The sequence below is a fragment of the Bacillus sp. S/N-304-OC-R1 genome, from assembly GCF_019749375.1.
Taxonomy (GTDB): domain Bacteria; phylum Bacillota; class Bacilli; order Bacillales; family Cytobacillaceae; genus Cytobacillus.
The window spans coordinates 165,623-180,811 of the sequence record NZ_JACWFE010000016.1 but is presented as its reverse complement, the minus strand read 5'-3'; the positions used below and the strand labels follow the sequence as shown (position 1 = coordinate 180,811).

At 36.4% G+C, this 15,189-nt stretch carries 16 protein-coding genes; 11 read left to right on the top strand and 5 right to left on the bottom strand.

From position 1 onward, the window contains the following. Positions 1-22: 22 nt before the first annotated feature. The 3 genes from H0173_RS14145 to H0173_RS14135 all read right to left on the bottom strand — a co-directional run bounded on the left by H0173_RS14145 (position 23) and on the right by H0173_RS14135 (position 3,682). Entirely contained in the window at positions 23-1,297 is a 1,275-nt protein-coding gene (locus H0173_RS14145) for a cation:dicarboxylate symporter family transporter (RefSeq protein ID WP_221847162.1), read from the bottom strand. Positions 1,298-1,508: 211 nt separating this feature from the next. After that, positions 1,509-2,402, bottom strand: coding sequence for a response regulator (locus H0173_RS14140; protein WP_221847206.1), 894 nt, complete (start codon positions 2,400-2,402; stop codon positions 1,509-1,511). Between the two features lie 2 nt (positions 2,403-2,404). Continuing rightward, entirely contained in the window at positions 2,405-3,682 is a 1,278-nt protein-coding gene (locus H0173_RS14135; RefSeq protein ID WP_221847161.1) for a sensor histidine kinase, read from the bottom strand. A 155-nt stretch (positions 3,683-3,837) separates the two neighbouring features. Between H0173_RS14135 and H0173_RS14130 the strand changes: the two genes are divergently transcribed. From H0173_RS14130 to H0173_RS14115, 4 genes are all read left to right on the top strand, one after another. Beyond that, a complete protein-coding gene (locus H0173_RS14130) occupies positions 3,838-4,374 on the top strand; it encodes a DinB family protein (protein WP_221847160.1) in 537 nt (178 codons plus the stop codon). Positions 4,375-4,567: 193 nt separating this feature from the next. Then, a complete protein-coding gene (locus H0173_RS14125; protein ID WP_221847159.1) occupies positions 4,568-5,071 on the top strand; it encodes a hypothetical protein in 504 nt (167 codons plus the stop codon). Between the two features lie 143 nt (positions 5,072-5,214). Further along, positions 5,215-5,760 carry an RNA polymerase sigma factor gene (locus H0173_RS14120; protein WP_313770646.1) on the top strand — a complete coding sequence of 182 codons (546 nt, stop codon included), beginning with the start codon at positions 5,215-5,217 and terminating at the stop codon, positions 5,758-5,760. Continuing rightward, positions 5,735-6,667, top strand: a complete 933-nt coding sequence (locus H0173_RS14115; RefSeq protein ID WP_221847158.1) for a hypothetical protein — start codon at positions 5,735-5,737, stop codon at positions 6,665-6,667. Before H0173_RS14120 ends, H0173_RS14115 begins: the two co-directional genes overlap by 26 nt. A 310-nt stretch (positions 6,668-6,977) precedes the next feature. On the opposite strand, the gene H0173_RS14110 is transcribed toward H0173_RS14115, so the two are convergent. Then, entirely contained in the window at positions 6,978-7,529 is a 552-nt protein-coding gene (locus H0173_RS14110; protein ID WP_313770649.1) for an AAA family ATPase, read from the bottom strand. A 258-nt stretch (positions 7,530-7,787) separates the two neighbouring features. Here H0173_RS14110 and H0173_RS14105 point away from each other — a divergent pair, with 258 nt between their 5' ends. The 4 genes from H0173_RS14105 to H0173_RS14090 all read left to right on the top strand — a co-directional run bounded on the left by H0173_RS14105 (position 7,788) and on the right by H0173_RS14090 (position 11,608). Beyond that, on the top strand, positions 7,788-8,132 hold the full coding sequence (locus H0173_RS14105; protein ID WP_221847157.1) for a DUF485 domain-containing protein: 345 nt from the start codon (positions 7,788-7,790) through the stop codon (positions 8,130-8,132). After that, on the top strand, positions 8,132-9,661 hold the full coding sequence (locus H0173_RS14100) for a solute symporter family protein (RefSeq protein ID WP_221847156.1): 1,530 nt from the start codon (positions 8,132-8,134) through the stop codon (positions 9,659-9,661). Before H0173_RS14105 ends, H0173_RS14100 begins: the two co-directional genes overlap by 1 nt. 198 nt (positions 9,662-9,859) lie before the next feature. After that, positions 9,860-10,336 carry an ArsR/SmtB family transcription factor gene (locus tag H0173_RS14095; protein ID WP_260631183.1) on the top strand — a complete coding sequence of 159 codons (477 nt, stop codon included), beginning with the start codon at positions 9,860-9,862 and terminating at the stop codon, positions 10,334-10,336. Beyond that, positions 10,337-11,608, top strand: coding sequence for an MFS transporter (locus H0173_RS14090; RefSeq protein ID WP_221847155.1), 1,272 nt, complete (start codon positions 10,337-10,339; stop codon positions 11,606-11,608). Between the two features lie 115 nt (positions 11,609-11,723). On the opposite strand, the gene H0173_RS14085 is transcribed toward H0173_RS14090, so the two are convergent. Continuing rightward, complete coding sequence (locus H0173_RS14085; RefSeq protein ID WP_221847154.1) at positions 11,724-12,455, bottom strand: DsbA family oxidoreductase; 732 nt, start codon at positions 12,453-12,455, stop codon at positions 11,724-11,726. Positions 12,456-13,102: 647 nt separating this feature from the next. Here H0173_RS14085 and H0173_RS14080 point away from each other — a divergent pair. The 3 genes from H0173_RS14080 to H0173_RS14070 all read left to right on the top strand — a co-directional run bounded on the left by H0173_RS14080 (position 13,103) and on the right by H0173_RS14070 (position 15,181). Further along, on the top strand, positions 13,103-13,585 hold the full coding sequence (locus H0173_RS14080) for a ribonuclease H-like YkuK family protein (protein ID WP_221847202.1): 483 nt from the start codon (positions 13,103-13,105) through the stop codon (positions 13,583-13,585). A gap of 107 nt (positions 13,586-13,692) precedes the next feature. Then, positions 13,693-14,070 (top strand): GntR family transcriptional regulator, encoded by a 378-nt coding sequence (locus H0173_RS14075; RefSeq protein WP_221847153.1) that lies wholly within the window; start codon positions 13,693-13,695, stop codon positions 14,068-14,070. A 34-nt stretch (positions 14,071-14,104) separates the two neighbouring features. Continuing rightward, the gene (locus tag H0173_RS14070) at positions 14,105-15,181 is read left to right on the top strand and encodes a DUF1648 domain-containing protein (protein WP_221847152.1); all 1,077 of its coding nucleotides are present in this window, start codon (positions 14,105-14,107) and stop codon (positions 15,179-15,181) included. Positions 15,182-15,189: the final 8 nt, after the last annotated feature.

The window sequence follows — 15,189 nt, the reverse complement described above, 5'->3', positions numbered from 1 at the left end:
AAGTTTCAAAACAGGCTTTTTATTAAGCAGATTTCTGTATTTCAGACAAATACTCATTTCCTTTTTTGTTGTCAAAGCGGCCTTCCCATTTAGACATGACAATCGCAGCCAATGAGTTGCCAATAACGTTAACAACTGTACGTGCCATATCTAGAATTCTGTCAATCCCAGCAATGAATGCTAGTCCCTCTAGAGGAATACCTACAGATCCTAATGTAGCTAAGAGAACAACGAACGAAACGCCAGGCACACCGGCAATTCCTTTTGATGTCACCATAAGTACAAGCATTAATGTAATTTGCTGTGTAATGCTAATATCGATACCGTACATTTGTGCGATAAAGATAGCAGCTAATGCTTGGTATAGAGTGGATCCATCTAAATTAAATGAGTAACCAGTTGGAATGACAAAGGAGACAACATCTTTAGGACAGCCATATTTCTCCATTTTTTCCATGATTTTAGGTAATACAGTTTCTGAGCTTGCAGTTGAATAGGCTAACAATAGCTCGTCTTTTAAGATTTTTACAATCTTTAGAACACTTGTCCCACACATTTTTGCGATTAAGCCAAGAACAACCACAACAAAGAAAATCATTGTTAAATATACACAAATTAGTAATTTTCCAAGCGGAATCAAAGAATCTACACCAAATTTTGAAACAGTAACTCCAATGAGAGCAAATACCCCAAATGGAGCAAATTTCATGATTTGATTCGTAACCCAGAACATGGCATCTGCAGTACCTTGGAAGAAAGCAAGAACGGGCTTTCCTTTTTCACCAATAGCTGCAATACCTAATCCAAACATAACAGCAAAGAAAATAATGGCAAGCATATCGCCGTTTGCTAATGACTGAATAATGTTAGATGGAACAATATTTACAAACGTATCAGCAAAACTATGGCTAGTAACTTCTTCAGTAGTCGCTACATATTTCTGGATATCCCCTTTTGTAAGGTGGGACATATCGATCCCAGCACCAGGCTTAACGATATTCGCAGAAAGCAAACCAACGATTATAGCAATAGTCGTTACAATTTCAAAATAAAGAATTGTTTTGCCGCCAAGTCTTCCAAGCTTCTTCATGTCCCCAGTACCAGCTACACCAAGGATGAGTGTAGAAATAACAATTGGGACAACAATCATTTTAATCAGACGAATGAATATATCTCCAATCGGCTGTAAATATGTGGAGACCGCTGGATTACCATAGAAAATGGCTCCAACAATAATTCCTAATATAAGTCCAACAAGAATCTGGTATGCTAACCCAAATTTAAACTTTTTTTTCATTCAAACACCTCTTCCAATAAAATGAAAACGCTTACGATTCAAAAATAAAAACGTTAAGTTTAGTATATGACTTAATTATAAAATCCTACAAAATCCGACATAAACTGCAAAAAATAAAACCAGCCTCATGTTAAAAGGCTGGCTAATCTAATGGAATCATGGATGAATGATCATTGGAGTTATAAAAGTTGGGGAAATGCTTAGAAAGCAATTAGAATCCTTTGGTCATTTTGTCCGATACTTCAACGTATAAAACTTGTAGAAACTTTTTAATATTAATTTTTGCTTTTGCAGAATCGGAACTGTCAGATTCAATTTTCTTCATTTGCAGTCTAACTTCCTGGAAATCAAAATATCGCGGCGCATAATATTCAAACTTAGGATTGGTATAATCAATGGTTCCTAAGGAAGCTATATTATTTAGCGCAGATAGAATAGCTCTTCGAATACGCTGTTCTATTGATTTCGATTCTTTCTTAATATTGTCAGCGCTTGCATTTTTGGAAATCGCAGCTGCTTCATATAATTCCTTTAAAGGCGGTAAAAGCGTGCCTTGGTTTTTCTGATTCATGAGATATTCCATCATCAATACTATATCATCACTTCCGGATTCACCTATGATCCCCATATCATTTAATATAGATAATACAATTTCCTTTACACTTTGCTGTTTATGCTTTACTTGAGAATATTCAATATGTGCCAAAGATTCACGAATAGTAAGTAATGAATGCTTAAGATTGAATTGTTCGGCTGTTCTTTTCAGTATACTGTGCACTTCGACCCGATTGATCGGTTTATGAATAAAGAACTCGACGCCTTTTTCGTATGCTTGTCCAACCATCTCTTTGTTTATGATTTGAGAAATCATAATAAACTGCCCTTGAAATCCATGATTTTTTAACTGTTCAATCGTTTCAATTCCATCTAATTCAGGCATTAGAAAGTCAATTAAGACAAAATCAGGCCGAATAGACAAGATGGGCTGAATTGCTTTTAAGCCGCTTTCTGCTTCACCAATGACATCTCCAAGTCCACCTTCGACGATAATTCTCTCTAACATTCTGCGGCTTGCAGTATCATCATCAATAATAAAATAACGCACTTTCATTCGCCTCGCTTTCTAATATTATTAGTTGGAATTTGTATGAGGAAAGCAGTTCCTTCTAAGGAAGATGTTACATCGATTTTTCCTTCCAGAGTTTCAATAATGGATTTTACATGAGATAATCCAATTCCTGTTGACGCAACTCCTTCATGGTTATATTTCGTTGTAAAACCAGGTTCGAAGATATAGGATAAATCGTCATCATGTATTCCTTTGCCAGTATCTTTAATCATAAAAGTGGTAAATTCTAATTCCTCAGAAATAGCAATAGAAACTTCACCATTTTTCACAATAGCTTCTACCGAGTTAGCCATGAGATTATTTAGTAAAGCAAGAAGAGGAATTTGCTGATTTGTTTCATAATCAACCGTCATAGTACAAGGAAAGGTAATTTCTTTATTCAGCAGTTCACTGTACTTTTCATTTCCTATTAGAACAATGTCAAGTACATCTGATAATAGAACGACATTATTTATTTTTTGTATGGAGACTTTCGAAAGCCCAGATAAAATTCGTTGCGAATCTTTTTTTACTTCGTGAATTTCTTGTGCAATAAGCAATGCCTGTGAACTTAGTTCCTGCAAGTCTTCCTTTTTTAATTTGCGATACAGTTCATGACTAGAAGCTGTTATTTGTTCAATTTGATCCATAGATTTTTGTAAATAGAGCGATTCCGCATATAATTCTGAACCAATATTAAGCATTTCCTGCATTCGCTTTTTTTGCTCGGAAACAGTAATGGAGCTATACAGTCCTACTGCAAAGAAGCTTCTAAACAAGGCTACTGCGCAAACGAGCGCCCAATCACGTAAGCCTACATTCTCGTGGCTTAATAATAAGTATCGCAAGAGATGCTCTATACTATTTCCGGTAAACTCCATTCCAGCAGCTATGGCCCCTAGTAGGAGAGGGGAGGTTTTGTATTGATCTATTTTTACAAAATGCAAGCCTGCAGCATACAGAAAATAAAAAGTAAACGCAGGAATATGATTGATTAAGCTCGTCCCGAATGCAGCGGAGTAAAACAAAATATCTTCTGTAATCCGGAAGCAAATGACAACTACACCAGTGACGAAACCTGTTCTTATCATGGAAGCGGGAGGCCTTATAAGGATAAGAAGAAAAAAAGAAATACTGCCTAAACCAAAACGAAATGCTTCCCCATTAAAGGGAATCATCTTTATTTCACTGGCAATAGCAGTTAGAACAGCAGTAAGGATTAATGCAAACCACTCATTACGAGTATTTTTTAAGCTAACACTGTGAGATGATAACATTTAATCCTCCTAGGTCAAAAAAGTAGATGATATCCGTTTCTATCATAACGGAAAGACACAGTTTGTTGAAGGGGGCGATATTTAATAATAGTAAGCGATCATTGTTTTGTGCTAAATTTTAATGAAGAGAATACTAATAAAAGGGAATGACAAGAATGCTAAAAAGGCCAGAATCAAATGAGTATGCAGCTTATTATTCATCCTATGTGAATAGAGTTCCAGATGGAAACATTATAAATTTATTAGAAAACCAGCTCAATAAATGGATATATTCACTTAAAGATTTAACGGAGGAACAAGGTCGTTTTCGATATGGGTTAGACAAATGGACAATTAAAGAAGTAATTGGGCACATTGCAGATACTGAACGAATTATGGGGTACAGAATGCTCTGTATTGCCAGGGGAGAAACTATTCCGCTGCCGGGCTACGATGACATAAGTTATGTACAAAATGCTGAATTTAATCGACTGTCTTTGCAAGAGCTTCTAGATAATTTAATGATTGTACGCCAGTCAACAATTTCGCTGCTAAAGATCTTGCCTTCTGATTCATGGGGTCGTCAAGGTAATGCAAATGGGGCAGGAGTAACTGTTCGTGGAATCGCCTATATTATTGCTGGCCATGAGCTGCACCACTGCCAAATTCTTCAAGACCAATATTTGAGTTCTGCGGATTTTCCTGCAGAATAAAACATGATGGAGTCTATTTATAAAGGCTCCATCATGTTTTTTTGCTTACTTCTATAAATAGTTAGCTTATGTCAATAAGCTGTTACTATTTTGTAACCCATTAATTTTCCATTAAAATTATAATATAGTTGTGCAGCAGTTCAGTTGATATTTTTCTACTAAACCACTAGGCTCATAGAGGAGAAGACAGCTTATGAAAACAGTTTCTACTCTAAAATTCAACTTCATATTTTTTCTAATTTATTCTAGCTTAATGGTATCCCTCATTTTTTTTGCAACCCATTTTAGTCAAACGAACAAACAGGACACTTATATAAAAACAAATGAAGTTTCTGAAACTTTTAGTAAAGAATTAAACAGGTATAAAGATGAAAAAAAGCTAAAAGAAACGAACGGAGAGCATAACCGGTGGAAGCCATCGAAATCATTTGCCATAACTGCTATTGGCATTTCCTCAGTTTTAGACATCATCATTATTTTACTTTGGGCGAAGCATGAGAACAACAAGAAGAGGGCAGGTCAGGATACTCCAAATCAGAGAAGAAAATGGACAGATTCCCCAAAGTTTTGGAAATTTATATCAATAGGTATGCTTCAAATGAAAAACGAACGAATTCATATTCACTGGATAAATACGATTCTCATTGTAATTGTAATGATTTTACTAAAATTGGTATTAACAAAAACGATATTATAGAAAAAAGACAAAGAGTGGAATGTAAAAATGCTCTTTGTCTTTTTGCATTTTTTAATTTCAAAACAAGGAATGTGAATTTTTTTAGAAACACTGTCACATTTATTTAACAGGAACGACTGATTATATAACAGGGGAAAAGGCGGGTGAAAAAGAAGGTGAACGAGAACAGGGAAGCACTCGTAATGGAGTGGTATGAATTATATTATGAAGATATTTATCGTTTTATCTTATTTATGATGGATGACAAGCAAAGCTGCGAAGATTTTGTTCATGATACATTCGTTCGTGCCTACACTGCTTATGAGTATTTTAATTATCGTTCCAGTATTAAAACATGGCTGTTTAGTATTGCCAAGCACATTGTTATGGATGAAATCAGAAAACGAAAGCGCAGAAAGCTATTTTTATCATTTGCTCCCGAAAAGGATATTCCTTCTTCGTTCAATGTAGAGCAATATGTTGAAAATAAACAAACAGTACGGCAGTTAATAGAGTCTTTGTTCCGGTTAAAGTCCAATTATCGACTTGTCATTATTTTAAGAAAGATTGAGGGTTTTTCTACAAAAGAAGCTGCGGATATTCTCAACTGGTCTGAGGATAAGGTACGAAAAACACTGTCAAGAGCATTACAGGCATTACGAAAGATGACGGAGGATGAGGGCGGTGAGCAAGTTGAAAAATCGGTATGATATTCAATGGGAACAATTAAAACACATCCAGCCTTCTCAAAAGGAAAAAGATGCTTTAAGAGCAAGGCTGTTGCATACCTTAAAAAATGAATCTATGGAAAATAAGCCAAAGAAAAGGTACCAATGGACTGGACTGTTAGCATCATGCCTGTTTTTACTAATTTGCGGCGGGGGTATCTGGAAGGTAGTTTCAGATGGTATTCTTCAAAATCAAACCATACCAAGAAATGCTAATGAACAGGGTGCACCAATAAATGATGAATTTAGCTGGAAGCTAAAAAATGCTCGAATTGAAAAGTCAGCCATTGGCTGGAATATTATATCGGATAAAACATCAAGCAAAGTAGGCGAAATTTCTGTCATAACTCAAGAAGAAATGGAGGATATCACATCATCATTGCCTATGTTTGTGGATGAAAAGCTGGAAGGCTTTCCTTATCCAATGACCATGTATATTGAGCATGTGAAAATGATGGACACTGCTATTCGCTATCATTTCTTTGTCCCAATTCAAGATGAAAAGATTGCTCATTTTTCATTTGATTATCCGAAGGTTGAGCATGCTGAAATATTTCAAGCAATGGCAACTTTGAATATAGCAGGTCTAACACCTAGTGAGAAGAATGAGCAGCTGTACGTGAAGCATGGGTATGGATCGATGCTTTTCCCTGTCGGTTTAGATCCGATCTCCATTTCTTCAAACGAGGAAAGATATCGTTGGGAATATGCTTCTACCGCCAATTACCAGATGTATTTAGATAAAATTTCAAGCGGCTATTGGAAAAAGGAATCTTCAAAAGGTACTAGAACGACATTAGTTTCAGCTGATGGAAGGCAAATTGTCACGATTACCCTAGAGGATAGTGACTTGCTTTACGAATTTACTTATATCGACGATGAGGAATAATAGCATTATTAATGAAGAAAAGAACAGGGGACAAATAAGTTTTTTATATTTGTCTCTTGTTTTTTATTTCACTGATAACGGCCAAGATGGAAGGATTTTATTGTTGAGTTGCCCGTCATTCTGGTGATGACGACCAGGATGGAAGGGTTTCATTGTTGAGTTGACCGTCATACCGTTGATGACGGCCAAGAAGGAAGGTTTTCATAGTTGAGTTGTCCGTCATTCCGGTGATGACGGCCAAGAAGGAAGGATTTCATAGTTGAGTTGACCGTCAGTCCACTTTAAAAAAGTATAAATTGTCAGCGCTACATTAGGAGTTAGGATTAATGATTAAATCTGCACTTTTGGAAGGGGAATACTCCATAATATATTTGTCCTCTGCAGGAAAATAGCGTTTCTCATATTTTTCTGCAATTTTCGATTTATCCCCGATGTAGGTATCTCTTTCAAGCACCCTTTTTAATCTTTCTACTTTAGGAACGTCAATATAAATGACATAGTCTAGAAAACGTCTTAATTCATTCCGTTGGAGAAATACCCCCTCGATGATTAACACAGATTCAGCATCAATTTTCAAATGAGTTTCTATGTATTGATCATTTGTTTTATCATATAATTCTATTTCCTTATCAATCTCTTCTCCATTTTGAATAGGTAACAAAATATTATGAATTAGGTAATCATAACGCCATTGCGCAAAATAGTAACATTCCCATTCGCATTTCGCTTGGTCATATCGGATGTTTCTCGGATGAATGAAATCATCTATATGCAGGACGACAGCTTTTTTTCCGGCTTCTTCTAATTCCTGCTTAATATGTTGAGTTAACGTTGTTTTTCCAGCCCCTCCTAATCCATCAATTCCTAAAATTAATATCCGATTGTGTGTCTGAGCCTTCAGTATATTTTTTATCAGCGTTTATCAGCTCCTTGGTTAACAAATCTTTTATAAGAATAAAACAATTATAAAGGAATTTAATGGAAATTATAAACCATTTTTTCTTAATATTGGATATTTAGGGTGAATTAGTAAAATAAAAATTGACATACGTCCTGTTTTTTATTAAATTTTAATTATATTCGAACAATTTCGAATATAAATTAAAAAGGAGTTGATGGAATGGCACAAGTTGATTATCAAGGTAACTATAACAAAAAGGAGGATTTTGAGGAAATAGCAAGCAGTCCTGAGTTTCAGGCGTTATTGACTGCGAAAAGGAAGTTTCTAGTTCCATCTATTATTATTTTCTTTGGTCTTTATTTGTTGTTTCCTATATTAATATCTTATACAAACTGGATGGAAGCTCCTGCAATTGGTGATATCTCATGGGCATGGATCTACTCCTTGTTCTTATTCATTATGACATGGACAATGGCTACACTTTATATGAGAAAATCTGCGGAACTTGATCGCCTGGCAGAAAAAGTTTGGAGTGAAGAGGATCCGGAGAGGAGAAAGGCGTAATGAATGCAACCGTTATTATCCTATTTTTACTAATTGTAGCAATGACCCTTTTAATAACCTATTATGCAGCCAAAAGGACGAATACTGCCAGTGAATTTTATACGGCAGGTGGAGGTTTAACAGGCTGGCAAAATGGTCTTGCCATTGCAGGTGACTATTTATCTGCAGCTTCCTTCCTAGGTATTGCCGGTGCAATTGCCCTAAGCGGTTTTGATGGCTTTTTGTTTAGTATCGGTTATTTAGTAGCGTACTTAGTTGTATTGTTTATAGTGGCAGAGCCGCTTCGTAATCTTGGCAGGTATACTTTAGCGGATATGATTAATGCCCGCTTTGATGCGAAGAAGATTAGAGCAACTGCAGCGTTGAATACGATTACAATTGTCATTTTTTATATGATTGCTCAATTAGTTGGTGCTGGAGCGTTAATTAAACTATTGTTTGGCATTGATTATTGGGTTGCGGTACTTATTGTTGGTATTATGATGACGATCTATGTTCTATTTGGAGGGATGACGGCAACAAGCTGGGTACAGATCATTAAAGCTGTCCTATTAATGCTTGGTACAATCATCATTTCTTTCATGGTCTTGGCCAAATTCCATTTTAATATCTTTGAAATGTTTACAACAATGAAAACAGCTACACCACTAGGTGAAGCATATTTAAATCCTGGAGTTAAATACAAAGTACCATTAGATACAATTTCACTTATGATTGCACTTGTCCTTGGAACTGCTGGATTGCCGCATATTTTAATGCGCTTCTTTACGGTTAAAGATGCGAAAACTGCGCGCAGCTCTGTTATTTGGGCGACGTGGATTGTTGGTATCTTCTATGTGATGACCATTTTCCTAGGCTTTGGTGCAGCTGCATTTGTTGGTGGAGAAGCGATTAAAGCGAGCAACGCAGCTGGAAACATGGCTGCTCCATTACTAGCTCAAGTACTTGGCGGCGATATATTAATGTCGTTTGTATCAGCAGTAGCGTTTGCTACTATTCTAGCAGTTGTTGCAGGTCTTGTTTTATCAGGAGCCTCAGCCTTTGCGCACGATATTTACGGACAAATTATTAAGAAGGGCAAAGCGACAGAAAAGCAGCAAATGCTAGCGGCAAAATATGCGTCACTAAGCGTTTCAGTTTTATCCATCCTTTTAGCTCTATTTGCCCAAAATCTAAACGTAGCTTTTCTAGTTTCTCTTGCATTCTGTGTAGCAGGAAGTGCTAACTTGCCTGTAATCGTATATACGATTTATTGGAAGCGCTTCAATACGACAGGTGCCATGGTAGCTATGCTTTCTGGATTAATTTCCGCACTTGTTCTTGTGGCAATTAGTCCAAGTGTAATGTCACCGGTAGAAGGAGCAACACTTATTACGGGGAACCCAATTTTCCCTCTAACAAATCCAGCATTGGTATCTGTCCCGGTTGGATTCATCGGGGGTATTATTGGAACACTTCTATCCAGTAAGCATGATGCAAAACGCTTTGCAGAGGTAAAAGTAAAAGCCAATACTGGGTACAAAATTTAGTTTAACAAAAAGAAGACTTAGCTCCGGTTCAAGGGCTAAGTCTTTATTTATGTTGGTTGAATAAATAGAGTTAGGTATTTGACATAAAGAACAACAATTTTGAAATATGTTGAAAATAAACCAAAAAAAGGTATCATTCTAAAAAAATAGAACATATAATAAAAATAAAACGACTAGTAAGTTTAGAAAGGAAAGACGATGGATATTAAAGAAAAATGGATGGAAATCAATTTAGAACAGCAAAAATTAATTTCAAGCCCTTTAAGAGTAAAGATCATTTATTTGCTTCATGAACATGCAATGACTGCAAAGCAGGTAGCTGATGAGCTAGGAAAAACAGCCGGAAGCATACACTACCATATTCAGCAGCTTTATAATGGAGGAATTCTTGAAATCAAAGAAACGAGGGAGAACAAGGGAATCATTGAAAAATATTACCAAGCAAAAGCTACTCATTTTAGATTAAAGGATCCACTTGCACCGAAACACGAAATTAAAACACGAAAGAGGGGCACGAGTTTATCGCTTTCAGAAATCGAACTAAAAGAATTTGAAGCAGAGTGGGATCAACTTGTATTAAAGTATTTAAAGAAATCGGTTCATGATCATATTGAAAGAGCTTCATATCAAGTTTCTTGCCAGTTCGAAGTACTTGATGAAGAGGAGGAAAATTAGATGGCTGGAGCTATTCAAAGAAATCTTATCCTATTTCTTATCGGTAAAATGACTGCAGTTCTTGGGTCATCTATATATGGATTTGCGATCGGATTATTTATTTTAGCTAAAACAGGCTCAAGTCTTAATTTTGCGGTGACCCTATTATTAAGTGCTTTGCCGCGAATTCTTCTTTCTCCGATTGCGGGTACTTTAAGTGACAGAATGAGCAGAAAGCTCATTATTATAACATCTGATTTTGCTTGTGCCATATGGCTAGCGATTGTCTTTTTTGTTTTTACATTTATTTATCCGGAAATTTGGGTTTTATATACAGCAACTGCTGTTCTTAGCATCCTCAACACATTTTACTCCAATGCCGTTACATCAGCGATCTTCAACATGGTTGGCCCGGATTATTTGCAGAAGGCAATGTCATTAAATCAGGCAGCAGGGTCCCTTTCCACTATTTTAGGTCCAGTATTAGGAGGAGTTTTCTTCGGCCTATTTAACATAACCACTTTCATGATTATAAATATTGTTACGTTTTCCATTTCAGGTATTGCCAGCATTTTCATTCAATACAACCTATTTTCAGAAAAAAAAGAGAAGGAAAATGGAAACTCTATCTTTACGGACTTAAAATTAGGGTTGGTTTATGTGAAACAGCAGGCATTTATAAAAAATTTAATTTTAATAAGTATTTGGCTTAATTTCTGGTTTGCCGTGTTTCCAGTTGCCATTCCATATTTAGTTCTAACAATCAGGAAAATGGAGTCGATACAGTTAGGCATTATTGAAGGGACATTTTCAGTCGGGATGATGGTAATGGCGATAATATTATCCGCCCGTCCAGAAATAAAGAAAAAGGAACTAAGTATTTTTGGCGGGTTAATTTCAATGTCAACAGTTCTCATTTTACTAGGGCTTCCGAACTTTCCTGGCATGATGAATGTTTCTAATTCATTATTCTTCCCATACTTAGTCATTATGGTTTTTATGCTGGCCACTTTTATTATGATTATCAATATGCCTATTATGGTTCTACTGCAAAAGAGCACACCTGACGAATATCGTGGCAGAGTAATGTCGCTGCTAGAAACAGGGGCAAGTGCCATGACTCCTTTAGGATTTATTATCTTTGGGTTTGCTCTTGAAAGGATGCCTGTCTGGCTTTTACTTGCTGTTTGTGGATTAAGTATTATGGCATTAATCATTTACCACTTTAAAAAGAAAACAATTACTCCGTATTTAAAGGAAGATAAACAGCATAAGAATGTAGCGATAAGCTAGAAAGCGATAAGAGGTTTAAAAACTTACAGGATAAGTTTTTGAGATGTGCTATTACACACCATGAAAAGGCCTGATCCAGTATTGCACTAGGGATTCAGGCCATTTTAGGTATTTATTATTCCTTTTTATCAGGAATTCCGCAGCTGCCATCAACACAGGCTGCCTCATCTGCAGCTTCTCCAGAAAGATCTTGGAATACAGGAGCAGCAGACTCTTCTTCCCATACTTTTTGGAGTGCTCCCATAAATGTTTCAGGAGCTTGAGCACCTGAAATGGCATACTTATTATTAATAATAAAGTATGGTACTCCTCTTATCCCATATTGCTGAGCGATTGCTTCATCAATTCGAACATCGTTAGCAAGAGCGTTTTTGTCCTGAAGTATGTTTAAAGCTTCTCCTCGGTCAATTCCCACAGCAGCTGCAATATCAGCGAGAACTTCTTCATCGCCAATATCCTTTGATTCTGTAAAATACGCATAAAGCAGCTTTTCGGTAATCACAGCTTCTTTCCCTTTTTCCTTTGCAAACTTTGCCAGACGATGAGCATCAAATGTATTACCTGGTTTCATTCCATCGAAATTAAAATTTAACCCTACACTCGCCGCTTGGCTGCCTACACCTTCGTTTGCCTGCTTAGCCTGCTCAATGCTCATGCCATATTTGGCGGCTAAAATTTCATTGATACTTTTACCGTTGTATTTTGATGAATTTGGATCAAGCTCAAAGCTTTTAAATTCAACCTCTACCTGATCCTTATGTGGAAAATGGGCAATTGCCTGTTCCAATCTTCTTTTCCCTATATAACAAAATGGACAAACAAAATCCGACCATACCTGAATTTTCATGAAAAAGCTCCTCTCAATAGTAGTTAATTCATACTAGCATATTTACTTCGATATTCACTTGAAAGATGCTCATAAACTTCTGGATAAAAATGACTAATTTGAAATTATTGTGGGAAAACTTAAAAAACGGGAAACCTGATTCCACGACTTAATATACTGATAATATACACGTATTTACAAGGGAATAACTGAACATGTCAATGAATCAACATTTTTTTGCTGGTAATCCTCGACCGACTTTTGATAGTAAATTTAGGTGCATAAGGATTAGTGCCAATTTGAACATTCACTTTATCGCAGATTAACGGGCTGTAAGATTCCCACTTTAAGAAGTTGGATAAAACAAAAAATTTCTTTGTGGGAGATCAACAGCCCGTAAAAGCCCGACGACGGACAGGATGTCCTAGTCAGGTGAAAGCCACAGGACGTGGCGCTTTGAACGTGATTAGTTCAACTAACAATCAGTGGGTAATGAGGACAGACTGAGTACTGACGTCTATGTCGCAGCGTTTGTACTAGAACGCCATGTACGTCGGAAACCCCACTGATTGAAGTTTCACTTTATTCCAAACATAATGTGGTGATAAAAGGTGAAAAATGATCATAATGAAGAAAACATTGAGTTTGAAAATCTTCAGGAACGGAATATGACGTTTGATACTGTCTTCTCTAGAATTTTAAAGTTCATTAGCAGAAGTCCTTGTGGGAACTACCGGTTAATGGTGGGGACTGATTCCCAGGTTCATTGTGATCGGACTGTTTTTATTACAGGAATTGTGATCCAAAATGAAGGGAAAGGGGCCTGGGCTTGTATAAGGAAACACATCATTCCAAGGAAAATGCTCCATCTGCATGAGAGAATCTCATATGAAACGTCATTAACTGAACAGGTGGTTGCTCTGTTTTCGATAGAAAAGAAAAATGAAATCATTGATCTGATTCTTCCTTATATTTATCACGGTGCGACTTTTACAATGGAAGGGCATCTGGACATCGGGATTGGTAAAAGGAATAAAACACGTGAATTTGTAAAAGAGATGGTTTCAAGAATGGAATCAATGGGAGTTAAGCCAAAAATAAAGCCGGACGCATTTGTAGCTTCAAGCTATGCTAATCGTTATACAAAATAAACTCTTATTAAGTAAACCCCAAAAATGGGGTTTTTTGTTTATTTTGTTCTATACAAACTATAACAACTTTGTTATACTGTTATTAGAACAGAATGGAGGGGATACCTTTGATTATTCGAATAGAGCCCCAGTCTGAAGTTCCGCTCTATACTCAATTAACGAATGTGATAATTGAGGGGGTAGCTAGAGGATATATGCATGCTGGAGATTCACTTCCTTCTGTACGCTCCTTGGCAGCTGATCTGGGTGTGAATATGCACACAGTCAACAAAAGCTACCATGAGTTAGAAAAGAAGGGCATTATCAGCATTATTCCAAAATCGGGTGCCGTAATTAATTCTCCGGCAGAAATGAATCACTTTATAGATCGCCTCAAAGATGAATTTAAACCCATGATTGCAGAAGCGTTAGCTTTAGGGCTAGAAATGGAACAGATTCTTGAACTCGTAACATCCCTTATTTTAGATATTAAGGGTAAGCCCTAACAGCAACGATTCTTCCTATAAGGAGTGGTAACAAATGGATTCCATATTATTTTTAGTCATCATTGCCTTTTTAGTAGCAATTGAAATGGCAATCCCATTTCTTGCTAAACGTAATACTGTATTTGGTGTGTATATTCCTGATGAGTTTGTGCGAGATGAAAAACTAGCATTCTTTAAAAAAATGTATTCGCTGCTAATTCTTATAATTGGTTTAATCGCAATTGGCTTATACCTACTTCTAGGAGTAAGAGACAATCCATTATTGGGACAGGCAATGCAGTTTAGTATCATTTTTATTAGTCTTGCTTTATACTTTTTTTTCCATGCGAAAACTTTGCAGCGAAAAAAAACGATGAAATGGGGAGAAAATTTAAAGCAAGTTAAAGTAACGGATTTTTCCGTCCGTTCTCTGGATGAAATGCTCCCCTGGTATTTATACTTGCTGCCAATAGCAGTATCCTTGGGTGTAATCGGTTATACACTTATGAACTACAGCATGCTGCCTGAACAAATACCGACTCATTGGGGGCCGAGCGGGAAGCCAGACGCTTTTACAGAGAAAAATCTCTTTTCTTCTATATCACTGCCGGTTATTTTACTTGTTTTGCAATTCATGTTTATAGGGATTAATGAGTCGACTAGGCGTTCTGGAATTAAATTAAGTGCAACTAGAACAGAAGCTTCTCGAATTCGTCAGCTTACATTAAGGAAGTACTCAAGCTGGTTTATGTTTTTTGTAAATGTTCTTGTCACAATGCTGTTTTCATTTTTACAATTGCAGATGATTCACCCTAATATTACTGATGGGGTTGTCTTAATGGCAATACCTATTGTCTTTATTCTCATTATTTTGATTTGTTCTGTTATTTTTGCTGTAAAAGTAGGAAGAGCAGGTGAGAAGATTGATAATGAATATGGAGATGGCATTTCGGATTTAGATGAAGATCAATATTGGATTGGCGGTATGATTTATTTTAATAAAAACGATCCGTCTATCTTTGTAGAAAAACGATTTGGAATTGGATGGACAATTAATTTTGCAAATCCACTAGGTTATATTCTTATGTTTGTACCAATTGTCATTATACTGCTCATTTCATGGTTTGGATAAATAATTGT

Bases quoted from the DNA above. Each gene is read 5' to 3' on its own strand.
- H0173_RS14095 (WP_260631183.1), top strand. From the start codon at position 9,860: ATGGATATTAAAGAAAAATGGATGGAAATCAATTTAGAACAGCAAAAA.
- H0173_RS14070 (WP_221847152.1), top strand. From the start codon at position 14,105: ATGGATTCCATATTATTTTTAGTCATCATTGCCTTTTTAGTAGCAATT.
- H0173_RS14100 (WP_221847156.1), top strand. From the start codon at position 8,132: ATGAATGCAACCGTTATTATCCTATTTTTACTAATTGTAGCAATGACC.
- H0173_RS14135 (WP_221847161.1), bottom strand. From the start codon at position 3,682: ATGTTATCATCTCACAGTGTTAGCTTAAAAAATACTCGTAATGAGTGG.
- H0173_RS14090 (WP_221847155.1), top strand. From the start codon at position 10,337: ATGGCTGGAGCTATTCAAAGAAATCTTATCCTATTTCTTATCGGTAAA.
- H0173_RS14145 (WP_221847162.1), bottom strand. From the start codon at position 1,297: ATGAAAAAAAAGTTTAAATTTGGGTTAGCATACCAGATTCTTGTTGGA.
- H0173_RS14130 (WP_221847160.1), top strand. From the start codon at position 3,838: ATGCTAAAAAGGCCAGAATCAAATGAGTATGCAGCTTATTATTCATCC.
- H0173_RS14080 (WP_221847202.1), top strand. From the start codon at position 13,103: ATGACGTTTGATACTGTCTTCTCTAGAATTTTAAAGTTCATTAGCAGA.
- H0173_RS14105 (WP_221847157.1), top strand. From the start codon at position 7,788: ATGGCACAAGTTGATTATCAAGGTAACTATAACAAAAAGGAGGATTTT.
- H0173_RS14125 (WP_221847159.1), top strand. From the start codon at position 4,568: ATGAAAACAGTTTCTACTCTAAAATTCAACTTCATATTTTTTCTAATT.
- H0173_RS14085 (WP_221847154.1), bottom strand. From the start codon at position 12,455: ATGAAAATTCAGGTATGGTCGGATTTTGTTTGTCCATTTTGTTATATA.